Source organism: Loktanella sp. R86503, assembly GCF_042466455.1.
In the GTDB taxonomy this organism is placed as follows: Bacteria; Pseudomonadota; Alphaproteobacteria; order Rhodobacterales; family Rhodobacteraceae; genus Loktanella.
This window is the reverse complement of the sequence record NZ_JAXHCI010000002.1, coordinates 743,523-765,996: the sequence shown is the minus strand read 5'-3', so window position 1 is coordinate 765,996 and position 22,474 is coordinate 743,523. Positions and strand designations below refer to the sequence as shown.

At 59.9% G+C, this 22,474-nt stretch carries 25 protein-coding genes; 15 read left to right on the top strand and 10 right to left on the bottom strand.

Going from position 1 to position 22,474, the window contains the following annotated elements; genetic code table 11:
- Window positions 1–13: 13 nt before the first annotated feature.
- Genes SJY10_RS04735 through SJY10_RS04725 form a run of 3 tightly spaced genes read right to left on the bottom strand, consistent with a single transcriptional unit; the run spans window position 14 to window position 2,259 of the window.
- Window positions 14–748: an amino acid ABC transporter ATP-binding protein gene (locus SJY10_RS04735; protein ID WP_386680005.1), complete on the bottom strand. Its 735-nt coding sequence runs from the start codon at window positions 746–748 to the stop codon at window positions 14–16.
- Window positions 745–1,419 (bottom strand): amino acid ABC transporter permease, encoded by a 675-nt coding sequence (locus tag SJY10_RS04730; RefSeq protein WP_386680002.1) that lies wholly within the window; start codon window positions 1,417–1,419, stop codon window positions 745–747. Before SJY10_RS04730 ends, SJY10_RS04735 begins: the two co-directional genes overlap by 4 nt.
- Window positions 1,420–1,473: 54 nt before the next feature.
- On the bottom strand, window positions 1,474–2,259 hold the full coding sequence (locus SJY10_RS04725; protein ID WP_386679999.1) for a transporter substrate-binding domain-containing protein: 786 nt from the start codon (window positions 2,257–2,259) through the stop codon (window positions 1,474–1,476).
- Between the two features lie 180 nt (window positions 2,260–2,439).
- On the opposite strand from SJY10_RS04725, the gene SJY10_RS04720 reads away from it, so the two are divergent.
- The 10 genes from SJY10_RS04720 to SJY10_RS04675 all read left to right on the top strand — a co-directional run bounded on the left by SJY10_RS04720 (window position 2,440) and on the right by SJY10_RS04675 (window position 11,245).
- A complete protein-coding gene (locus tag SJY10_RS04720) occupies window positions 2,440–3,132 on the top strand; it encodes a FadR/GntR family transcriptional regulator (protein ID WP_386679996.1) in 693 nt (230 codons plus the stop codon).
- A 197-nt stretch (window positions 3,133–3,329) separates the two neighbouring features.
- On the top strand, window positions 3,330–4,316 hold the full coding sequence (locus tag SJY10_RS04715; RefSeq protein WP_386679994.1) for an ABC transporter ATP-binding protein: 987 nt from the start codon (window positions 3,330–3,332) through the stop codon (window positions 4,314–4,316).
- A 34-nt stretch (window positions 4,317–4,350) separates the two neighbouring features.
- Window positions 4,351–5,628, top strand: a complete 1,278-nt coding sequence (locus SJY10_RS04710; protein ID WP_386679991.1) for a PotD/PotF family extracellular solute-binding protein — start codon at window positions 4,351–4,353, stop codon at window positions 5,626–5,628.
- Window positions 5,629–5,685: 57 nt separating this feature from the next.
- Window positions 5,686–6,540: an ABC transporter permease gene (locus SJY10_RS04705; RefSeq protein ID WP_386679989.1), complete on the top strand. Its 855-nt coding sequence runs from the start codon at window positions 5,686–5,688 to the stop codon at window positions 6,538–6,540.
- Complete coding sequence (locus SJY10_RS04700; RefSeq protein ID WP_386679986.1) at window positions 6,540–7,379, top strand: ABC transporter permease; 840 nt, start codon at window positions 6,540–6,542, stop codon at window positions 7,377–7,379. The genes SJY10_RS04705 and SJY10_RS04700 overlap by 1 nt, the downstream gene beginning before the upstream one ends.
- On the top strand, window positions 7,376–8,002 hold the full coding sequence (locus SJY10_RS04695; protein WP_386679983.1) for an aspartate/glutamate racemase family protein: 627 nt from the start codon (window positions 7,376–7,378) through the stop codon (window positions 8,000–8,002). Before SJY10_RS04700 ends, SJY10_RS04695 begins: the two co-directional genes overlap by 4 nt.
- Window positions 7,999–8,415: a nuclear transport factor 2 family protein gene (locus SJY10_RS04690; protein WP_386679980.1), complete on the top strand. Its 417-nt coding sequence runs from the start codon at window positions 7,999–8,001 to the stop codon at window positions 8,413–8,415. The genes SJY10_RS04695 and SJY10_RS04690 overlap by 4 nt, the downstream gene beginning before the upstream one ends.
- A complete protein-coding gene (locus SJY10_RS04685) occupies window positions 8,412–9,320 on the top strand; it encodes a polysaccharide deacetylase family protein (RefSeq protein ID WP_386679978.1) in 909 nt (302 codons plus the stop codon). The genes SJY10_RS04690 and SJY10_RS04685 overlap by 4 nt, the downstream gene beginning before the upstream one ends.
- A 160-nt stretch (window positions 9,321–9,480) precedes the next feature.
- Window positions 9,481–10,053, top strand: coding sequence for a peptide-methionine (R)-S-oxide reductase (locus SJY10_RS04680; protein ID WP_386679975.1), 573 nt, complete (start codon window positions 9,481–9,483; stop codon window positions 10,051–10,053).
- 79 nt (window positions 10,054–10,132) lie between these two features.
- The gene (locus tag SJY10_RS04675) at window positions 10,133–11,245 is read left to right on the top strand and encodes a class I SAM-dependent RNA methyltransferase (protein WP_386679973.1); all 1,113 of its coding nucleotides are present in this window, start codon (window positions 10,133–10,135) and stop codon (window positions 11,243–11,245) included.
- Here SJY10_RS04675 and SJY10_RS04670 read toward each other — a convergent pair.
- The 5 genes from SJY10_RS04670 to SJY10_RS04650 are packed head-to-tail and all read right to left on the bottom strand — an operon-like array spanning window position 11,214 to window position 15,389.
- Window positions 11,214–11,717, bottom strand: a complete 504-nt coding sequence (locus tag SJY10_RS04670) for a gluconokinase (protein WP_386679971.1) — start codon at window positions 11,715–11,717, stop codon at window positions 11,214–11,216. The two genes, SJY10_RS04675 and SJY10_RS04670, sit on opposite strands and share 32 nt — an antisense overlap.
- The gene (gene modC, locus SJY10_RS04665; RefSeq protein WP_386679969.1) at window positions 11,714–12,763 is read right to left on the bottom strand and encodes a molybdenum ABC transporter ATP-binding protein; all 1,050 of its coding nucleotides are present in this window, start codon (window positions 12,761–12,763) and stop codon (window positions 11,714–11,716) included. Before modC ends, SJY10_RS04670 begins: the two co-directional genes overlap by 4 nt.
- The gene (gene modB / locus SJY10_RS04660; RefSeq protein ID WP_386679966.1) at window positions 12,760–13,449 is read right to left on the bottom strand and encodes a molybdate ABC transporter permease subunit; all 690 of its coding nucleotides are present in this window, start codon (window positions 13,447–13,449) and stop codon (window positions 12,760–12,762) included. Before modB ends, modC begins: the two co-directional genes overlap by 4 nt.
- Window positions 13,449–14,183, bottom strand: coding sequence for a molybdate ABC transporter substrate-binding protein (modA, locus tag SJY10_RS04655; RefSeq protein WP_386679963.1), 735 nt, complete (start codon window positions 14,181–14,183; stop codon window positions 13,449–13,451). The genes modB and modA overlap by 1 nt, the downstream gene beginning before the upstream one ends.
- A 42-nt stretch (window positions 14,184–14,225) precedes the next feature.
- Entirely contained in the window at window positions 14,226–15,389 is a 1,164-nt protein-coding gene (locus SJY10_RS04650; RefSeq protein WP_386679960.1) for an acetoin utilization protein AcuC, read from the bottom strand.
- 20 nt (window positions 15,390–15,409) lie between these two features.
- Here SJY10_RS04650 and SJY10_RS04645 point away from each other — a divergent pair, with 20 nt between their 5' ends.
- From SJY10_RS04645 to SJY10_RS04630, 4 genes are all read left to right on the top strand, one after another.
- Complete coding sequence (locus tag SJY10_RS04645) at window positions 15,410–15,901, top strand: NUDIX hydrolase (protein WP_386679958.1); 492 nt, start codon at window positions 15,410–15,412, stop codon at window positions 15,899–15,901.
- Between the two features lie 75 nt (window positions 15,902–15,976).
- Window positions 15,977–16,363, top strand: coding sequence for a DUF1178 family protein (locus tag SJY10_RS04640; protein ID WP_386679956.1), 387 nt, complete (start codon window positions 15,977–15,979; stop codon window positions 16,361–16,363).
- 12 nt (window positions 16,364–16,375) lie between these two features.
- Complete coding sequence (locus tag SJY10_RS04635; RefSeq protein WP_386679954.1) at window positions 16,376–17,020, top strand: SDR family NAD(P)-dependent oxidoreductase; 645 nt, start codon at window positions 16,376–16,378, stop codon at window positions 17,018–17,020.
- Window positions 17,021–17,160: 140 nt separating this feature from the next.
- Window positions 17,161–18,399, top strand: coding sequence for an aspartate kinase (locus tag SJY10_RS04630; protein WP_386679952.1), 1,239 nt, complete (start codon window positions 17,161–17,163; stop codon window positions 18,397–18,399).
- Between the two features lie 90 nt (window positions 18,400–18,489).
- Here SJY10_RS04630 and SJY10_RS04625 read toward each other — a convergent pair whose 3' ends face one another.
- The gene (locus tag SJY10_RS04625; RefSeq protein ID WP_386679950.1) at window positions 18,490–19,230 is read right to left on the bottom strand and encodes a carbonic anhydrase; all 741 of its coding nucleotides are present in this window, start codon (window positions 19,228–19,230) and stop codon (window positions 18,490–18,492) included.
- A 192-nt stretch (window positions 19,231–19,422) separates the two neighbouring features.
- Here SJY10_RS04625 and ptsP point away from each other — a divergent pair, with 192 nt between their 5' ends.
- Window positions 19,423–21,687: a phosphoenolpyruvate--protein phosphotransferase gene (gene ptsP / locus SJY10_RS04620; RefSeq protein ID WP_386679948.1), complete on the top strand. Its 2,265-nt coding sequence runs from the start codon at window positions 19,423–19,425 to the stop codon at window positions 21,685–21,687.
- Here ptsP and SJY10_RS04615 read toward each other — a convergent pair.
- On the bottom strand, window positions 21,663–22,451 hold the full coding sequence (locus SJY10_RS04615) for an EcsC family protein (protein WP_386679946.1): 789 nt from the start codon (window positions 22,449–22,451) through the stop codon (window positions 21,663–21,665). The genes ptsP and SJY10_RS04615 overlap by 25 nt on opposite strands.
- Window positions 22,452–22,474 lie beyond the last annotated feature (23 nt).

The following is a 22,474-nucleotide window of genomic DNA, read 5'->3' as shown; positions in this document are numbered from 1 at the left end:
ATGTGGCCTGTCTTTAGTGGTTCAGCACGGCGCCAAGAAAATTGCGCGTGCGGGATTCTGTTGGATGTTCAAGCACCTGCCGCGGTGTGCCGGTTTCGATCACTTCGCCGCCGTCCATGAATATAACGCGGTCGGCGACTTGGGCGGCAAAGCCCATTTCATGCGTGACGACGATCATCGTGACGCCTGTTCCGGCAAGGGATTTCATTACGTCCAGCACCTCGCCCACCATCTCTGGATCAAGGGCAGAGGTCGGCTCGTCGAACAGCAGCACCTGCGGCTCCATCGCTAATGCGCGGGCGATGGCGACGCGCTGTTGCTGACCGCCAGACAGGTGCTGCGGGTATTTGTCCGCCTGTTCGCCAATGCCGACGCGGGCCAGCAGCTGATCCGCCAGCTTAGCGGCATCCGCGCGGGACGTGCCGCGCACCCGGCGCGGGGCCAGCATGACGTTGTCGCGCACAGTCAGATGCGGGAACAGGTTGAAGCCTTGAAAGACCATGCCAACCTCTGCCCTAACCTTGGCCAGTGCGCGGCCCGGCACGACGGGTGTGCCATCGACGCGGATCTCGCTTTTGCTATCGAAGTCTTCCAGCCGGTTGATGCAGCGGATCAGGGTCGATTTGCCCGAACCGGACGGGCCGATGACACAGACGACTTCGCCTTTTGCGATGTCAAGGTTGATACCCCGCAGGGCGTGATAGGTGCCGTAGTATTTGTGCAGATCGCGAATGCTGACATAGCTCATGCCCGGCGCCCCCCGTGATAGCGGCGTTCAAGGTAGGATACGAACAAAACCAGCGGCCATAGGAACGCGATATAGATCAGCGCAGCCCCGATCAGCGGCGAGGGGTTCGCCGTCAGCGCCTGTGCTTGGGTCGCCTGCTTCAACAGGTCCGGCATGGCAACGACAGAGGCAAGCGCGGTGTCCTTGATGACGTTAATCGCATTATTCGTCAGCGGCGGGATCACGATGCGGACGGCCTGCGGCAAGATTACATCGAACATGGTTTGCCGCTGGTTCAGGCCCAGCGCCTCGGCGGCTTCAAACTGGCCATGGGGGATCGCCTCGATTCCGGCGCGGAAGATTTCGGCGGTATAGGCACCGGACACAAGTGTCAGGGCCGCCATGGCAGAGGCGAATGACGACAGGCGCAGACCCACAAAGGGCAGGGCGTAATAGATGACGATCAGCAGCACCAACAGCGGGATTGACCGAAAGATGTCGATATAAAGGCGCATCAGCAGGCGCACAGGCTTGACGGCGTAAAGGCCCAACAAGGCCACAACTAATCCCAGCGCCAGCCCGGCAATGATACTGGCAGCGCCCAGTTGCAGCGTCAGCCACAGCCCGTCCAGCAGCATCGGCAGGCTGCGGCGCAGCACCGCCATGTTCAAAAAGGTGTCGAAAAAGTCCATGAGCGTCTTTCAGTCAAGGTCGCACGGCCCCGGTTAGGGCCGTGCTTTTGGCGCTTAGTTCAAGGTGGGCATATCCATGACGGTCACGGTCGATGTCGTGTCCTCTGGGGTCGCACCGAACCACTTTTCATGCAGGGCGGCGACGGTGCCGTCCTCTTTCAACGCGCTCAGCACGTCGTTCACTTCGGTGGCCAGCGGCACGTTCTTGGCGAACATCATGGAATAGGCTTCGCCGGTGGCGATGCGCTGAACGACCTTCAGCTCTGGCTTGTCCTTGACGTAATACTGCAGCGCCGGAATGTCAGAGATGTAGCCAGCGATCCGGCCAGCCGCGAGGTCGAGCATGGCAGGCGCAAGGCCCTCGTAGCGGTTGATCGTGGCAAAGCCGTATTCAGCCGCATTTTCAGTCGCCCACATGTCGCCTGTGGAACCGGTATCGACACCGACGACCTTGCCCGACATCTCGTCCAAGGACGCGGGGCCGTCTGCGGCCACGGTCAGCGACTGATCGCTGTCATAATAGGGCTGGGCGAAGGTCACGGACTCAAGCCGTTCCTGCGTGATGGTGATTGAAGACATGGCGATGTCAACGCGGCCCGACTGCACGGCAGAAAACAGGCCCTGGAACGGAATGTTCACAATTTCCACGCCGCGGCCCAGTTTTTCGGCGACGGCATTGACCAGATCAACTTCGAAGCCGACGTTGGCCCCGGTGTCGTCCTGAAATTCCCATGGCACATTGCCGATGTTCGCGCCGACCTGCAAGTCCTGTGCTGCGACGGCGGTGCCCATAGCGGCGGCCAGCGCAATAGCGGTAATCTTGCTAATTGATGAAAGCATGATGCGATTTTCCTGTTGCTGATGTGATTATTGCTTCACTATTGGTCTGACCGGTCAGACCGGTCTGACCAATAGCAAGCACACATGCCGGCATCTGGCAAGGCTTGGTACTGGGGAAATCGGAAATCAGGCGCTATACGCATAAAAATGCGCCAAGTCGAAAGTTGCAGGATGAACCACATGAGCGGCAAGAGTAGCGTTACCCAAACTGTCGCCCGCCGGCTGCAAGAGATGATCAAGTCCGGAGAATTGTCGCAGGACGAAAAGATTCCTTCTCAGCGGATCCTGTCAGAGCAGCTGCAGGTCTCTCGGGCTTCGCTGCGCGAGGCATTGCTGACGCTGGAAACGCTAGGGCTGGTCCGCACCCTGCCCGCCCGCGGCACTTTTGTGACCGGCACCACCGTGTCGACGGACCAAGGCCAGCAGTCCTGGCGCTTTGACGGAGAGTTCACCATCAGTGATGTGTTCCAGTCCCGTCTGCTGATCGAAACAGAGCTTTGTCGTCTGGCCGCACCGCATATGGATGATGCAATAACGGACCGGTTGCACCTTGCAACGCAGCAGTTCGAAGATGCTTGGACGGCTGGAGATCTGGTCACCCACGTCGAAGCCGACCTGACGTTTCATGGCCTGATCATGGAAGCCTGCCCAAATGCGATGTTGCGGCAACTTTATCAGTCGGTCCGCGACAAGATGACCGAAAGCCAGCGCGTCCCTATTCCAAACACCGCCGTCGCCCGCATGAGCAGTTCCATCAGCGAACATCGCGCCATTTTAAAGGCACTGCGCCAGCGCGATCCGGCTGAAGCCGCCGCCGCAATGGCTGCGCATATTCGCAACACCGCCGCCTGTGCCGGGGTCGCCCTGACCTAAAGAATCGCAGCTTTTGCCTCTGTTTGGGGCTGCCGCGACGCGCCGAAAGCGTTAACGATCCTCATTTTTGTGCAAGCGCGACTTATTTTGCCAGAATAAAAGGCACCCTTACGCCTACCCCCCTTTCTGCTAGCGGCCGTTCATTTACTGCCCCAAGGCCCCGGCCCTTAGCTGGGCGCAGCAGCCACGGGGGCCTTATGAACGGCATTATTCAAGATCTAGAGTTAGTCAGCGTCACGAAACGGTATGGCACGGCGCTTGCGGTCAACGCTGTTAGCCACAGGTTCCGCCCTGCCAGCTATACCTGCCTTCTAGGACCGTCCGGCTGCGGGAAATCATCGACGCTTCGGATGATTGCCGGGCATGAGAGCGTGACCGAAGGGTCGATCCTGCTGGCCCACCGCGACATTTCGAACCTGCCGCCCGCCAAACGCGGCACCGCGATGATGTTTCAAAGCTACGCGCTGTTTCCGCATCTTAGCGTGCTGGACAACGTAGCCTTCAGCCTGAAAATGAAAGGTGTCGACGTCAAGGAACGCCGCACCAAAGCAGCCGAGATGCTGGAACTGGTCGACCTGACCGCCCTTGCAGACCGCCTGCCTGCGCAGCTGTCCGGCGGGCAACAACAGCGTGTCGCACTGGCACGGGCGCTGATTACCAGACCGCAGGTGTTGCTGCTGGACGAACCCTTGTCCGCGCTTGATCCTTTCCTGCGGGTCAGAATGCGAACCGAATTGCGCAACCTGCAAAAAGAGCTGGGGATCAGCTTTATCCATGTCACCCACGGGCAGGACGAGGCGCTGGCGCTGGCGGACGAAATTGTCGTGATGAACAATGCGGTCATCGAACAGGCCGGGCCTGCCCGCGACGTGTTCAATGCACCCAAAACACGCTTTGTCGCGCAATTCATGGGCGGCCATAACGTCATCGCCCTGCCCCAAGGCCATTTCGCCATCCGGTCCGACGCCGTCGGGGTGACACCCGCGGGCAGCGGCCAAATGGAAGGCCACGTCACCGCCATCGAATATCAGGGCACCTACGTCAGTGTCATGTCTCGCATCGCAGGCGACCAAGAGGTCACGGCCCTTGTCCCCGACGCCGCCTATTTCGACGCCCCGCACCACCCCGGCGACCGCATCGGTCTGACCTGGGATGCCAAGAACCTTCACCAATTGACGGCGTGAACCGCCGCGTCCCAACTCAACACAGAGAGATGCCATGACTAAAGCCACCACACTTTCCCGCCGCTCCGTTCTGAAAGGCGGGGCCGCCACCGCCGCCTTTGCCGCTGGCACCACGCTGGGCGCACCAATGATATGGGCGCAGAACATCAAAGATATTACCCTGCGCCAGTTCGGAACCGGCGTGTCAAATCTGAACGACGTCGCCGACAAGGTGAAAGAGGACCTTGGCTTTACGCTGGAAATGACAGCGCTTGATACGGACAGCGTGACCCAGCGGGCGGCCACACAGCCGAACAGTTTCGATATCGCAGATATCGAATATTTCATCTGTAAAAAGGTCTGGGCCGCCGGAAACCTGCAGGCGATGGATACATCCAAGATCAAGAACTACGACAAGATCGTCGGCATTTTCCGCAATGGTCTGCTGACCCCGGACAGCACGATTGCGCAGGGCACGGCACCGCATACCGTGGGCTTTACCTCTGGCCCGGACGGCACCGATTTCGTGCAGGAAGAATCCGGTTGGATGACGCTGATCCCGACAATTTACAACGCCGACACGCTGGGCATCCGCCCCGATCTGATCGGGCGTCCGATCAGCAAATGGTCGGAACTGCTGAACCCCGAATTCAAGGGCAAGGCTTCGATCCTCGATATTTCTTCCATCGGAATCATGGACATGGCCATGGTCGTGGAATCGATGGGTGAATACACTTACCCCGACAAGGGCAATATGACCCGCGACGAAATTGACATGACGCTGGCCATCTTTACAGAGGCCAAGAAGAACGGCCAGTTCCGGTCGTTCTGGAAATCCTTCGACGAATCCGTGAATCTGATGGCCTCTGGCGAGGTCGTCATCCAGTCTATGTGGTCGCCTGCGATCACCGCCGTCAAATCCCGCGGGATCGAATGTGTCTATCAGCCGCTGGAAGAAGGCTATCGATCCTGGGGCGGCGGCATCGGCCTGTCGAAATCCCTGTCCGGGCTGGAACGGGATGCAGCCTATGAATACATCAACTGGTATCTGGACGGCTGGGTCGGCGGCTATCTGATGCGGCAGGGCTATTATTCCGCCGTGCCTGAAACGTCCAAAAACTTCATGTCCGAAAACGAATGGGGCTATTGGTTCGAAGGCAAGGCCGCGACCGATGTGATCACATCCCCCACGGGCGACGCATTGGCGCAAGCCGGCGATGTACGCGACGGCGGCTCGTTCAACGATCGCATGGGATCGGTCGCCTGCTGGAACTCTGTCATGGACGAAAACCAGTACATGGTCCGCAAATGGAACGAATTCATCGCCGCGTGATGAAATCCGCGGCGCGCCCATCAGCGCGCGCCGCACCCCCAACCAAAAGGCATAGTGATGCAAGCAAAACCCAACCTTATCGGCTGGCTGATGGTGTCACCGCTGGCCGTTGTGCTGGCCGTGTTCCTTGTGCTGCCGATCATCCTGATTGCCGTGGTCAGTTTCTGGACCGCGACGGAGTTCAGCATCATCCCCGCCTTTTCATGGGAAAATTACGATTTTCTGTTCGGATCACCTGTGACCTACAGCGTGTTTCTGAACACCTTCAAATACGCCATCATCACCTGGGCCTTTACCTTTGGTATCGGGTTCACGATTGCCTATTACCTAGCCTTTCACATCCGCAGCCAGACCTGGCAGATTGCTCTGTTCCTGCTGTGCACGATCCCTTTCTGGACCAGCAACATCATCCGCATGATCAGCTGGATTCCGTTCCTGGGCCGCAACGGCATCGCCAACTCTGCGCTGATCAGCTGGGGCGTGATTGACGAGCCAGTTGAATGGCTGCTGTTCAGCGATTTTGCGGTTATTCTGGCCTTTGTACATCTTTATACATTGTTTATGGTGGTCCCGATTTTCAACACCATGATGCGTATCGACAAATCCCTGATCGAGGCGGCGCGGGACGCCGGTGCAAACGGCCGGCAGATCCTGTGGAACGTGATCCTGCCCCTGACCAAATCCGGCATCATGATCGGCACGATTTTTGTCGTGACCCTTGTTATGGGCGATTTCATCACGGTGCGGTTCATGAGCGGATCACAGTCTGCCAACGTCGGGCGACTAATCTCTAATGATATTGCCCTGCTGCAATATCCTAGCGCCTCGGCCACGGCGATCGTGCTTCTGGCGACGGTGCTGATCACCATCGCCATCCTGCTACGCTTTGTTGACATCAGAAAAGAGCTGTAATGGAACCTCGCCCCAAATCCTTTTACGTTTTGACGGCATTTTTCGCGCTGTTCATGCTGTTTCTTTACGGCCCGACCATCACAATCGGTATCCTGTCATTCCAGGGCGAGGGCGGCGGGCTGACATTTCCAATGCAGGGCGTGTCGACTTACTGGTTCCGCGACCTGTTCCAGCAACAGGCCGTCGGTGACATCTGGGGCAGCTTTGGCCGCAGCATTGTGCTGGGCCTGATGGTCATGGTCACGACCGTGACTGTATCTGTCATGGGCGGGCTGGCGTTCCGGACGAAATTCAAAGGATCCGGCATCCTGTTCTATCTGATCATCACCGCGCTGGTGATCCCGTCGATCCTGATTTCCTTGGGCGTTGGCCTGTTGTTCAGCCAGACAGGGTTGACCGTGCATTGGGCAACGTCAGGCTTCGGGGCGCAGCTGACTTGGACGCTGCCCTTTGGCCTGCTGATCATGTTCGCTGTCTTCAATCGGTTTGACAAAAGCTTTGAAGAAGCGGCGCGCGACCTTGGTGCCAGCCCGTGGCAAACCCTGCGCCATGTCGTGCTGCCGATTATTGCGCCCGCGCTGATCGGTGTCGCGCTGTTCGGCTTTACCCTGTCCTATGACGAATTTGCCCGCACGCTTTTGACCGCGGGCAGCTACAATACCCTCCCGCTTGAAATTTACGGGATGACGACGAATGTCACCTCGCCGGTCCTTTATGCGCTGGGTACACTGACAACGTTGTTTTCATTGGCAATCATCGGCGTATTCCTGACCATCGCCTTGATTGGCAACCGCCGCCGGGCGCGAGCGGGATCAGACGCGGGTAAGGGTGTGCTGTGATTGTCATCATCAACCCCAACAGTACGGTTGCGATGACCGAAACCCTGCTGACCACCGCCCGCCGGAAGTACCCCGACGCCCAGATCGAAGGCTGGACATCCCATGACGGACCGCCCGCAATCCAGGGGCCAGCCGACGGTGTTGCCTGCATCCCGCCCCTGCTGAAGCTGGTGCAAAAAGCCTATGACGCCGGCGCATCTGTTATCATCATCGGCTGCTTTGACGACACAGGTCTGGCAGAGGCGCGCGCGCTGGTCCCCCGCCCCGTGATCGGGATCGGGCAGGCTGCATATGACAAGGCCGCGCAGCTGGGCCGCTTCAGTGTGGTTACGACGCTCGCTGTGTCGATCCCGGTGCTGGAATCGAACATCGCAGCCCTTGGCCTGACCCCGCTATGCGCGCGCGTGCGGGCCAGCGACGTGCCGGTGTTGGACCTTGATACCGAACCCGCCACCGCCATCCCCCGCGTGCTGGCAGAGGCGCAAAAGGCCGTGGCCGAAGACGGCATCAGCGCTATCGTTCTGGGCTGCGCGGGCATGGTGGATGTCGCGGCCAATGCGCCTGATTTCCCTGTGCCGATGATCGACGGATTGCGCGCCGCGCTGGAAAGGACACTGTCATGACCGACCCCGCCACGCAGGCCAAACAAGTGGTCGAGGCCTATCTGGAACGGTCCATGATCCCCGATCCAGTTGGGGCGGCGAAATATGTCTCGCCCGATCTAAAGATCATCTTTACCGGTGGCCGCGCCTTTTCAAAGCCGGCGCAGACGGCCGCATTTAACGCCAGGCGCTATGCGTGGGTTAAAAAGCGGTTCATCCGCACCGATGCTGTGCTTGATCCGGTGACGGGGGACGTGCACGTTTACAATACAGGGCATTTATATGGTGCTTGGCCCGATGGAACGCTGTTCGACGGCAACCGCTATATCGACATTTTCATAGTGCGCGGCGGTGTGATTGTGGAAACGCAAATCTGGAACGACAGCGCGGAAATCCTTCTGGACCGTGCAGCTCTGGCAGAGGCACCCTTATGACCCTGCCGACGCACGGGCGCTATGATTACAGCCCGATCACGCAGCGCCCCGATTTCGATTGGCCCGGCGGCAAGCGTCTGGCGGTTTATCTAGGTGTGAACCATGAACACTTTGCCTTTGGGGCGGGTAAAGGCGCGCAGATCGGCAATGCCGAACCGGAACCGGACGTGCTTAACTACGGCTGGCGCGACTATGGCAACCGGGTCGGTGCGTGGCGACTGATCGACCTGCTGGACGAGCTGAACCTGCCCGCAACCGTCCTGCCCAATAGCGAAATGTATGACTATGCCCCGGCCCTTATGGCCGCCCATGCAGACCGCGGGGACGAAATCGCAGGCCATGGCCGTACCAATTCCGAAAGCCAAAGCAACATGACAGAGCCAGAAGAGGCCGCGATGATTGCGCATTGTTCTGACGTGATCGCTGCGCATACGGGCGAGCGGCCAAAAGGCTGGCTAAGCCCCTGGATCGCAGAGACGACGGTGACGCCTGATTTGCTGGTTGAAGCTGGATATGGTTACACGATGAACTGGTGCATGGATGATCAGCCGGTCTGGATGCGCACGCGGTCCGGTTTGTTGTTATCACTGCCCTATGGTCAGGAAATCAACGATATTCCCGCAATTGTCGGACGCAAAACCGGCGCGGCCGAATTTGCCGATATGATTGTCGACAACTTTGATGAATTGCTGGATCAAAGCGCGGCGCAGCCGCTGGTGTTCGGCATTGCACTGCATCCCTATATCGTTGGCCAGCCTTTTCGCCTGCGCCAGTTGCGGCGTGCGCTTGGCCATATTTTGCGCCACAGGGACGACATATGGATAACGACGGCAGGCCAGATCGCGCAGGCATTTGCCGCGCGAATTCCCGCGCCGCAGGGCCTGGACACTGCATCAGTTAGCTAACAAACGCGTCAAACCGGACATAAAAACCTACATTTTCTTGGCGATTTATAATATAGATCAAGTCACCATTGCCGCTGGATGTCGCCAGATGTGGATTTAGCAAAACGTAAGACCTTGGCGATAGATAAATAAGCGGCACAAATTAACGCATAGGGAAGCCATGGACGCCGATACAGAAAACCTGACACGTCGCCGCTTTTTCGCGGCCAGCAGTGTCGCAGCCTTGACCGTCGGCGCTGCTGGCTGCGCTGGCGCGAATATCACCCCCGGTGCCGCAGCCGATCTGGGGGGCGTCAATCGTCGCTATCAGCCAGACCGGTCCTATCCTTACGAAGTGCGCCGCACCGATGCCGAATGGCGCGCGATGCTGACCGAAACCGAATATTCCATCATGCGCGAGGGTGAAACTGAAATCCCCAAGTCCAGTTTTCTATGGCAGGAAACCAAGGACGGCGAATACCATTGCAAGGGGTGTGACCTAAAGGTTTACGATTCCCGCTGGAAAACTGTTGTGGACAAAGGTTTCGCGTTTTTCTTTCATTCAGAACCCAACGCAGTCATGACCGATATCGACGGCCCGAACCCGGCCTATGGCATGCGACCAAACGCAGAAATTGCCCTGACCGAAATCCACTGCCGCCGCTGTGGCAGCCATCTGGGTCATCATCTGATCGTTGGCAACAGGCCGCTGCATTGCATCAACGGCACGGCGCTTCGGTTTCGACCCAGCTAATCCTTAAATGTCGCTCTGACGCATCTGGCGAACTTGCTTTTCCAGATGCGCAGGCCTGCGTTTCGCGCTAGACGGGCGCATGACTGATACCTCATTCGACATTTTCGTGACCGCGCCGCCGGGGCTAGAACCATTGTTGCTGGTGCAGGTGCAAGCCGCTGGTTTTGCAGGGGCGCAAGCCGTACCGGGGGGCGTCAGTTTTCCGGGCGGCTGGCCGGACGTGTGGCGGGCCAATCTGGAACTGCGGGGCGCGGGGCGTGTGCTGGCACGGTTCGGCAGCTTTCTTGCGTTCCATCTGGCCCAACTGGACAAGCGGTCCCGCAAGTTTCCTTGGACCGACACCCTGCGCACCGATGTCCCTGTGCGCGTCGAGGTCACCTGCCACAAATCAAAAATCTACCATGCTGGTGCCGCCCAGCAGCGCATCGAAACCGCTTTGAAAGAAGAGGCCGGGATCACCATCGCCGCCGATGCCCCGATCACGCTGAAGGTGCGGATCGACGACAATACGGTGACGATGTCCGTCGATACCAGCGGCGAAAGCCTGCACAAACGCGGCCACAAGGAAGCTGTCGGCAAGGCACCGATGCGCGAAACGCTGGCTTCGCTGTTTCTTGCGCATTGCGGCTACACCGGGACCGAACCCGTCGTGGACCCGATGTGCGGGTCAGGCACCTTTGTGATCGAGGCGGCAGAGATCGCGCGCGGGATGCTGCCCGGACGTTCGCGCGATTTCGCCTTCATGCAACTCGCCAGCTTTGACCGCGCTGCCTTTGATGCGCTGCGCGGCAGCTTTGCCCTGCGCGACACCGATCTGCAATTCTACGGCTCGGACCGTGATACTGGCGCTGTGCGCAATGCGACGGCGAACGCGCAGCGGGCGGGCGTTGGCGATATCACGACTTTTGCCCACCACGCGATCAGCGATCTGCCGCGCCCCGCCGGACCGCCGGGCCTGGTCATGGTCAACCCGCCCTACGGTGCGCGCATCGGCAACCGTAATCTGCTGTTTCCATTATATGGCGCACTGGGTGCGACGCTGAAAGACCGCTTTCGCGGCTGGCGTGTCGGCCTTGTCACAAGCGAGCCTGGGCTGGCCAAGGCAACAGGTCTGCCCTTTGTGCCAGACCGGCTTCAGGTGCCACACGGCGGGCTAAAGGTTACGCTGTTTCGAACTGACCCGTTGAAATAATCGCTGCGATAATCTGCTCTGGCGTCTGGTCCAGATTGACGACGACCGCGGTCTCGTCCGCCGCGAGTGGCTCTAGCGTGGCAAGCTGACTATCCAGCAGCGCAGGCGGCATGAAATGGCCGGGTCGCTGGTTGACCCGCCGCGCCAACACATCGCGCGCGCCGTCCAAGTGCACAAAAACAACGCCTGGCGCGGCGGCCCGGATGCGATCGCGATAACGGCGCTTGAGGGCAGAGCAGGCAATGACCTCTGCCCCGGTGCCCAGCGCGCGGCCGACCGCATCAAGCCAAGGCGCGCGGTCATCGTCGTCCAGCGGGATCCCCTGCGCCATCTTGGCGATATTGGCTGCCGGATGCAGGCTGTCCCCGTCCAGAAATCCAAGCCCAAGGCGCTGCGCAAGCGCCGCTCCGATATGGGATTTGCCGCAGCCGGACACCCCCATGACAATGATCAATGGTGCGGCGTCCGTCATGCGCTGCCTCCGATATCTTGTGGTGCCATGGCGGTGGCTTTCAGAATGGCGTGCACCTCTTGCCCGACGGCAAGCCCCATTAGCGCGGCAGATCGCCGGGTAATCCGCGCCAGCAATCTGTCCTTGCCAGAAACAAGCGAAACGGCGACACCCGGCCCCTGCCCGATTTCAATCGCCGCAATCCGGCAGCGCAACACGTTCAGGGCCGACAGCCCGGCAGGTTTGGCCGTGGACAGGATCACATCCTGCGCCGGAATGCGCAGGCGAATGCGCGCACCAGGCGTACCAAGGCGACCGGGCAGGATCAGGCGACCCGCGGACAGGGCTACCTCTGTCAGGCCGTCGGCAGTGTTCAATCCGCGCACGGTTCCGGTCAGGACAGCGCCTGCTTCCCTGACGCCGATTAGCGGGACAGCAGCGGGATCGGACAGGATATCATCCAGCGGGCCAGCGCGGGTCACGCGGCCCGCGTCCAGCAGAACAAGGGTCGTGGCGAGGCGCGCAACCTCTGACATGGCGTGGCTGACGTAGATGATCGGGATCTGCGCGTTGCTGCACAGCCGTTCAAGATAATGTAGCACCTCTGCCTTGCGGGGCGCATCAAGCGCGGCAAGAGGTTCGTCCATCAGCAACAATTGCGGCCCCATCATCAGGGCACGGCCGATGGCCACGCGTGACTTCTCCCCGCCGGACAGGGACGCCGGACGGCGATCAAGCAGATCGCTAAGCCCCAGCATATCGATCACAGCGCCGCGGTCATGGCTGCCGCCGTAGGTCAGGTTTTGCAATACAGTTAAATGGGGGAAAAGCCGGGCATCCTGAAAGACATAGCCGATCCGACGCTTGTGTACATGCAGCTGCGTCAGATCGGCACCGCCAATGCGTACATGCCCTGAATCCGGCGGCAACAGACCGGCGATGGCATTGATCAGTGACGATTTGCCAGAACCGGACCGGCCAAAAATTGCGGTCACACCGGCCGGCGCGGTGAATGCGGCATCAAGGGTAAAATCGCCCAACCGTTTCGTGACCGCGACATCAATCATCCGGCTATCCGGGCGGTCATGCGGCGCGACAACCACTCGGCCAGCGCCAGCGTGCCCATGGCCAAAACGATCGAAATTACGACCAGCGACACCACCGCCCCATCCTGCCCCGGCACCTGCAAAAGCGCATAGATCGCCGAAGGGATTGTCTGCGTCTGGCCCGGGATTGCGGCAACGAAGGTGATCGTCGCGCCGAATTCACCAAGACTTTTGGCAAAACCCAGCACAGCCCCGGCCAGCACAGCGGGGGCGATCAGCGGCAAGGTGACGGTCAGGAACACACGGACTCGCGACGCGCCAAGGGTCGCTGCGGCGTCTTCCAGACCTTTTGGCACTGACTCGAACCCCAGCCGGATTGCGCGAACGGTCAATGGAAAGGCCATGATAGCCGCGGCCAACACGGCCCCGGTCCAGCGAAAAGCCAGCGTGATCCCAAAGGAATCACGCAAAAAGCCGCCAATCGGCCCTTGGGTTCCAAAGGCCAGCAGCAACAGATACCCCGTCACGACGGGGGGCAGCACCAGCGGCAAGTGCACCACCCCGTTCAGCAGGCCCCTGCCCCAGAATTGCTTGCGCGCCAGTAGCCAGGCCACGGCAATCGCAAGGGGCAACCCCAGCAGGGTCGCGACCAACGCCACGCGCAGCGACAGCGCAACGGCGGCCCAGGCGGCTGCGTCAAGCGACATCACTGCCCGGCCAGCGGGATAAAGCCCGCCTGTTCAAAGGCGGCTTGCCCGGCGGGGGATTTGAGCAAATCAAGCAAGGCGGTGGTTTCGGGATTGGCGGGCCCGACGGCGGCGGCTTGGTACAGGATCGGGGTGTGACTATCCTCTGGCATGGTCGCGACGATGCTGACGGCGGATTCGACACGCGCGTCCGTGCGATAGACCAGCGCTAGCGGTGCCTCGCCCCGCGCAGTCAAGGCAAGGGCGGCGCGGACACTGTCGACCTCGGCCAAGTGGTCCTTCACCGCGTCCCAAAGCCCCAGTGCAGTAAGGGATTCAGCGCCGTAAATCCCGGCGGGCACGGATGTCGTCAAACCAATGGCAAGGCGGCCATCCGGGCCAAGCGCAGCGGCGAACGCATCGGGCGTCAGCGCTAGATCAGGGCTGCCATTAGGGGCGACAATCACAATCTGATTGCCCAGCAGGTCGGTCACCGTGCCCGGGGTCAGTACGCCGGCCTGATCCATCGCCTCCATCCAGTCGGGGTGCGCCAGGAACACCAGATCCGCAGGGGCGCCCGCCATGACCTGCCGCGCCAGCGTGCCACTGCCACCATAGGTCGCGGTGACGCCTGTCTGGGTCTGCAGCAACTGGTCGAGCGGCTCTTTCAAACTTGCGGCGGCAAAAATGGTTAAATCGCGGGCTTGCGCAGAACTTGCACAAAGCAGCGAAAGAAGAAGGGCGATGTGTTTCATGAAAAGACTATCCCGCGCAGGCGCAGCCGCTGCAAGTCACCTTTACGTCCAAGAGAGCAGACGCGCCGAAAGGGTATCGCAGGCGTGACGCACCGCGTCATGGATCGCGCCCGGGCGCGGTGCATCGCGCAGGGTTGTGATCCAATGCGGCGGCGGAACTGTGATACGGCGCTGACCGTCCCAGCGCAGCGCGGCCAGTACCTTCTGCGCCGGATCAGGCAAGATATCAGGAATAGGGTAATCGTTCAAAATTGCCCAGTTGCCCGACCAAAGCCGCCCGACGCTCCACGGATTATAGCCGCCACCGCCAAGGACTATCAGCCGAGGGGCGAGCGGGCGGATTGCGCGCAGGATGGCCCAATGCGCGTTGTTGGACAAACACAAGCGCGATTGCGGATCTTCGGTCACGGCGTCCGCGCCGCATTGCAACACGATGGCATCCGGGCGAAACAGCGCCAGCGCGGGCAGGATCACCCGGTCGCGCACAAGGGCCATATCATCGTCATGCGCGCCGCTGGGCAGCGGTAAATTCAACACGTTGCCGGTGCCCACATCATCAAGCGGCCCGGTGCGCGGCCAACGCCCCGCCTCGTGCGTGGAAATCAGCAGCGTGTCGGGATCATTCCGAAAGGCGTGATCGACACCGTCACAATGGTGCGCGTCGATATCGACATAGGCAATCCGCGCGGCCCCGTTGCGGCGTAGCGACTGAATGCCCAGCACCGGATCATTCAGATAGCAAAACCCGCCAGCCCGATCGGGAAAGCCATGATGCGTGCCGCCCGCAGGGGTGAATACCGTGCCGGGGGCCCGCAACAACTCTCCTGCCAGCATAGCTGCCCCGGCAGAAGTGGCAGGCCGGCGATACATTTCAGCGAAAACGGGATTGTTCGACGTGCCAAGCGCGTGACGCGTGCGGTCCAGATCGCTGACGGATTGCGTTGCCTCTGCCCGATGCAGCGCGGCGACATATTCAGGCGTATGATAGGACAGCAGCGCCGCAGGCTTGGCGCGGGGGCTGTTCAGATACTGCCCCGGGGCGATCCAGCCCATGGCGCGGCACAGATCCATGACAGTCGATACCCGCGGCACACGCAATGGGTGAAATGGTCCATAAGATGAATGGCGGTATATTTCCGACCCGATAAACCAGGGCGGGCTTTGCGTCTTGCAGACGTCATGGGGGTGTGGGACGACGGGGTGCATATCAACAGGATGTAAGACCTTTGCCAGCCGACACCACCCCCGACCAGCCGATCCCTGCACGTGCCCAGCTTCCGCTGAAACTGCGCGGCAGCAAAACGGATGTGCGCGGCCAGTTTGCGGCCTTGTGCTGGCGCCGTGATACCGCGGGAGAGGTCGAAATCTGTCTGATCACCTCGCGCCGCACAAAGCGCTGGATCGTGCCAAAGGGCTGGCCTATGCACAAACAGACCCCGGCAGAGGCCGCAGCAACCGAAGCTTGGGAAGAAGCGGGCCTGACCGGCCACCCTGTCGATCGCTGCCTTGGTGTGTTTTCCTACGTTAAACCGCTGTCGAAACGCACGACGCCGGTCGTCGTGATGGTCTATCCGCTTGAAGTTCTGCAAATTGCCAGCGACTGGCCGGAAAAAGCAGAGCGCCGCCGCAAGTGGTTTTCCCGGCGCAAGGCGGCATCGAAACTTGCCGAACCCGCGCTGCGGCGCATCGTCGAAGCGTTTGACCCTGATAGCCTTTAGTCCATTACGCAGGTAAACCGTTGCATCCGGGCGCAGTCAGCTTATCTTTGCCCCACCCCGAAACGGATATGACCCTTGATCCGCTATACCCTGATTTGTGATAACGATCACCGCTTTGACAGCTGGTTCCAGTCAGCCGATGCCTTTACGACGCTTGCCGCATCCGGGCAGCTGACATGTACGACCTGCGGGTCCGCAAAGGTCAGTAAAACCGTCATGGCCCCTGCCGTCGCGGCGGATCGTCACAAGCAGGCAGCCGTGCAAAAGCTGCGCCAGCACATCGAGAGCAACGCAGAGGATGTCGGAGCCGACTTTGCCCGGGAAGCCCGCGCCATGCATCTGGGCGATGCGCCAGAGCGCGCTATCTGGGGTGAAGCGACCGGCGCGGACGTACGTGCGTTGCTGGCTGATGACATTCCCGTGCTGCCGCTGCCTTTTGTGCCGCGCCGCCGCACCAACTGAACTGGGTACGACATGACAATTTTGATTACCGGCGCGAATCGCGGCATTGGCCGGGCCATGTTCGACGGGTACCGCGACCGCGGCGAGAAGGTGATTGGCACGCACCGCGATGCGCCATCTACCGACTGGATCCGGCTGGATGTAACCGACCCCGGTTCCGCCGCGCAGATGGCAAAGGACCTTGTGGACACGCCCATTGACCTGCTGGTGTGCAACGCAGGCGTGTTTCTTGATCGCGGCCAATCGGTGGCGGATCTGACCGCCGACACATGGGCAAAGGAATTCGCGGTCAATGTAACCGGTGTGTTCCTAACTGTTCAGTCACTTTTACCGAATATCAAGGCTGCGGGCGGCAAGATTGCAATCATCAGCAGCCAACTTGGCTCTGACACCAAGGCTGCGGGCGGAAACTACGTCTATCGCGCTTCCAAGGCGGCGGCGCTGAACTTTGGGCTGAACCTTGCCGCGGACCTGAAGGATGACGGGATCGCTGTGGGGATCTATCACCCCGGCTGGGTGCAAACGGACATGGGCGGCAGCAGTGCTGCGATTACGCCCGGTCAGGCTGCGGACGGCCTACTGGATCGTTTCGCAGAGCTTTCGGTGGCTACGACGGGTTGTTTCAAAACCTGGGACGGGCAGGATCACCCTTACTGACCCGTGAAGGGGGCTCTGCCCCCGCCGCTACGCGGCCCCCCGGAATATTTTTGACCAGAAGAATGTGGACCCAAGAGCCAGGTGGATTGCTCTTGCGGCATTCGTCGCGTAAAGGGCGCGCGGAAGCACGGGGAAATATCATGCCCACACTTGTGATGAAATTTGGCGGCACGTCCGTCGCAAACCTTGACCGGATCGCGCGCGCGTCCAAACGCGTAGCATTGGAAGTGGCAAATGGTTACGACGTCATCGTCGTCGTGTCAGCCATGTCTGGCAAGACGAACGAGCTGGTCGGCTGGGTGAACGAGACATCACCGCTGTATGACGCGCGCGAATATGACGCTGTCGTATCATCCGGAGAGAATGTGACGGCGGGCCTGATGGCCCTGCGGCTGCAGGAAATGGATATTCCGGCCCGCAGCTGGCAGGGCTGGCAAGTGCCGGTGCAGACGACCTCTGCCCATGCCAACGCGCGCATCGAAGGTATTCCGACAGACAATATCAACGCCAAGTTCGCCGAAGGCATGAAGGTTGCCGTGGTCGCCGGTTTTCAAGGCATCAGCCCGGAAGGCCGGATCACAACGCTGGGCCGGGGCGGATCAGATACAACCGCTGTCGCCTTTGCCGCCGCTTTCGATGCAGAGCGCTGCGATATTTATACGGACGTAGACGGCGTCTATACGACGGATCCGCGTATCGTACGCAAAGCGCGCAAGCTGGACCGTATCGCCTTTGAAGAGATGTTGGAGCTGGCGTCCTTGGGGGCGAAGGTGCTGCAAACGCGATCGGTCGAGCTGGCAATGCGCTTTGGCGTCAAGCTGCGGGTGCTGTCATCGTTCGAGGAACCATCAGACAATGCGGGCACGCTGGTGTGCGCCGAGGAGGACATCATGGAAAGCAATGTCGTGGCCGGTGTGGCCTATTCGCGTGACGAAGCAAAGATGACACTGATTTCGGTCGCTGACCGTCCAGGTATCGCAGCCGCGATCTTTGGTCCACTGGCGGATGCCGGGGTGAACGTGGATATGATCGTTCAAAACATCAGTGAAGAGGGTCGTACCGATATGACCTTTTCCTGCCCGGTCGATCAGGTCGTCCGCGCGCAGAAAGCGATGGAAGATGCCAAAGCGGCCGGAACGATCAATTTTCACGATCTGGTCGCGGACGAAGGTGTGGCGAAGGTCAGCATCGTCGGTATCGGTATGCGCAGCCATGCCGGCGTGGCCGCCAAGATGTTTGCCGTGCTGCGCGACGAAGGCGTGAATATCAAGGTGATCACCACGTCTGAAATCAAGGTCAGCGTTCTGATTGATCGCAAATACATGGAACTGGCGGTGCAGGCGCTGCACGATGCCTTTGAACTGGAAAAATCTGCTTAAGATTCTTTCCTAAGCATGGCTGGATCGGTCCGCAAATTGGGCCGATCCAGCTTTTTTTTGTCGGATGCTAAAACAAGAACAAAGGTTCGGTCACCATTCCGCCACGACAAGCCGCCCGTTCCGCGGCTGAATCGGACGGGCATTGTTGGGAAAAACCGACTGAAACGCGGCAATCTGGTCAGCAGATGCCGTGATTGGCGACATAAGCATATGCCAGTTGATGCCTTCGGTGCATGGCGGTGTCGTCAATGACCCCATGAACCGCATATAGCTTTGATTGCTGGGCAGCAGATCGCGCGGGTCAAACAGGGCATCGGCGGTGCCGGTTTCACCCTGATCATAAGGCGCGACGTTCCACAACTGCGTCAGCGCCGGGTTTGCCGGCCCTTCGGCGATCATGACGCCAAGAACGGCGAAGCGGCCATCGGCTGCCTGATGAACGAAATGCAGTTCCATCGGAAAGGATTTGCCGCTGATCATGTATTCGCTGGGCGTATGGAAATGGAACTGCAACAGTTTGAAATCTGTACTGCCAATCCGCAGAACGTCATCAATCCCGCCATTGACCACAAGCGTATGTCCGTTGTTCGTCACGGCCACCGGCATGGGATTGTACCGGATATCCAGATTTGCCAGATCAGCGTCGATATCGGGAACGATGTTGAACGGCGACTGGAAATGGCCTGCCGCACAGGTTTGATAATCGCCTGATAAATCCGCCCAGTGATCCGGTCCGTGTTCCCCAGTGTAAGACCAATCTGCTGCATAGGCAGCTGACCATCCGACACAGGTCAGAATTAAACAAAGTAAAGCCGTACGGAAGGTTGTCATGGACAGTCCTATGGCAAATGGAAAATCTTTGGGCAGACTGCATCGACGAAGTGAATATCCGCTTAAGCGCTATGCGACTTTGCCGGGTTATTGCCGGAATTATTCCGGGTGCGGGATGCGCGGGCGCATTGGCCCTCCCCTTCTGGATGTAAAGCGCATAGACAGGGGAAAAGACGACACGCCGGGGGAGCCATGAGCGACAGGATCGAAACCGAAAGCCGAAAGCTGCTTGGCCGTCTGCGCCGCGCCTTGGCCGAGGATTCCGCCGGTCAGGAACGGCTGGACCGGATTGTCGAATTGATTGCGACGTCTATGCAGACCGAAGTATGCTCGATCTATCTGTTCCGGGATGTCGACACCCTGGAACTATGTGCTACCGAAGGTCTGCAGGCGGAGTCGGTTCACAAGACGCGGATGCGGCTGGGCGAAGGCCTTGTCGGCCGGGTGGCCCGGACACGCCGCGTGGTGAATGCCGCCGACGCGCCATCTGCACCCGGTTTTCGCTATATGCCGGAAACCGGAGAGGAGCGTTATTCATCCTTCTGCGGCGTCCCCATTCAGCGGCTGGGTGATGCCCTTGGCGTGCTTGTCGTGCAGTCCAAGGATTCGCGCGCCTTCACCACGGACGAGGTCTATGCCCTTGAAGTCGTTGCCATGGTGCTGGCAGAAATGACCGAGCTTGGCGCGTTTGTCGGCGAAGGTGCGGCCTTGTCGGCGCGGCACCAACAACCTGTTCTGTTCCGCGGATCGATCGCGCAAGAGGGGGCAAGTGCGGGCAAGGTTTACTTGCATGAACCGCGCGTTGTGGTCACAAACCCCATTTCTGACGATCCTGATCTGGAATTGGAACGGCTGCGCGGCGCGGTGGAAACGCTGCGTGTGTCCGTCGATGAACTTCTGAGCGGCGATCGTGCCATGACCCCCGATCAGGTCGAGATTTTCGAAGCCTATCGCATGTTCGCCAATTCGCGCAGCTGGATGCGCCGGATGGAGGCAGACGTCAGCAACGGCCTGTCCGCCGAAGCAGCGGTCGAGAAAGAGCAATCGTTGGCCCGGTCCCGTCTGGGTCAGGCAGAAGATGCCTATATGCGCGACCGGCTGCATGATCTGGATGATTTGTCGAACCGCCTTCTGCGCATCCTGACGGGCCAAGGATCGAACACCGGCGCGGAAATGCCAGAAAACCCGATTCTGATCGCAAAGAATATCGGCCCCGGTGAATTGCTCGAATACGGCAAGGCGCTGCGCGGGATCGTATTAGAGGAAGGCTCTGTCGGATCCCATGCGACCATTGTGGCGCGGGCCTGGGCCATTCCGCTGGTCATCAATGCCAAGGGCATCACAACAGAGGCTTTGAACGGCGATACGATCCTTGTCGACGGCGAACAGGGTGTTGTGCATCTTCGGCCAGATGACAGCGTGTCGACTGCATTTGGCGACAAACTTGCGATGCAAACGCGGGCGCAGGAACGCTATGCATCCTTGCGTGAATTGCCCGCCGTAGGCACATGCGGCACTCAGGTTGCCCTGCACATGAACGCAGGTCTGATGGCTGATTTGCCGTCCCTGCCGTCATCCGGCGCCGAAGGGGTCGGCCTGTTCCGCACCGAATTGCAATTCCTGATCCGCAGCCAGATGCCAAAACGGTCAGAGCTTTCGGCGCTGTATTCCCGCGTCATCGCCGCAGCGCATGGCAAGCGCGTTGCCTTCCGCACACTCGACATCGGGTCCGACAAGGTTCTGCCTTACATGAAGGCCAATGATGAACCGAACCCTGCGATGGGATGGCGCGCGATCCGTGTCGGGCTTGATAAGCCCGGCATTCTGCGGATGCAGCTACAGGCCCTGATCCGGGCGGCAGACGGCGGTCCCCTGGCTGTGATGTTTCCGTTCATCACGCTTCATTCCGAATTCCGCGCGGCCAAGGCCGAGCTTGATAAGGTGCTCGCGAGAGAGACCAAATTAGGCAATCCGCTTCCATCAAATCTGGAAGTCGGTGCCATGCTGGAAACGCCATCCCTTGCCTACGCCCCTGACGAGTTTTTCAGGGAGGTCGACTTCATCTCGGTCGGTGGCAACGATCTGAAGCAGTTTTTCTATGCGGCGGACCGCGAAAACGAACTGGTCCGCCGCCGCTATGACACGTTAAATGGCAGCTTTTTGTCGTTCCTGAAAACGGTTGTCGACCGCTGTGACGCGGTCGGCACGCCGGTGTCATTCTGCGGAGAGGACGCTGGCCGCCCGCTCGAGGCGCTGGTGCTGGCGGCAATCGGGTTCCGCAGCCTGTCCATGCGCCCAGCCTCGGTCGGGCCTGTGAAACATCTGCTGCGGCAAGTGGATCTTGTTGCGGCGGGCAAAGCGGTGTCAGAGGCGCTTGAATCCGGCGAGCAGGATATCAGAGAGATGATCAACGCCTGGCTGGTCGAAAACCATCAATCGCCGCGGGCCGTGACCTGATGCTTTTCAAGGGCCGTGTGAAAGATGTTTTCCACTTCCTGCGCGTCATGCTCCCTTAGCATTTTGCGCAGACCAAAGTGCACATGGGCCATTTCGACGTAATATTGGGTAAAGGCATAGTTGGTACCTGCCCCGGCGGCAGCGCCAAGGATTGGCACGGCCTGCGTGGCTAGTTTTTGCGTCAGGACAGCAGCAAAGCGCGGCGCGACACGCGCAATCAGCGTGTGAACCGCTGCCCCTGACAGCCCCAGCCGCGCACCTAGAAACGATGTATCGACACCGTCTTCGCCTGCCTCGCCCGCACCAAAGACCGCCAGCGCGTGCAGGCGGGTTTCGGGATCGGCTGGATCCTCCCCGTATTGAGCGGCAACGCCTTGAACCGCACGAAAAATCATCGTGGTTGCAACAGGCAGTTCGGCCAACGCGGTAGGCAGGCCGCCAAAACCGCCAACGGCCCCGGACAGGGTCGCCATGACCTTGTGCATCCGGTCGGTATTCACCGCCTGCCCAAGCGAGCCAGAGCGGGACTTTGCCGCGACTTCATAGCTTTGCGCCAGGGCCGAACGCGCTGCGGCGTCGATCTGGCCACGCGCGCCTTTGGGCAGCAGTTTCATCGTATCTTCGACTTGCGAGCCGACAAAATTGATGGCGCGCATCAGAATACCATTGGCGCGGCGCTGTCGTTCGGCAAGGGCGCGAATGCGCGCGCGTTCCGCCTCGCCTAGTGGAGCCTTAGGGGATAAATCAGCGTTAATTGTCTTCATCGGGACCGCACCTTTTGGGTTAG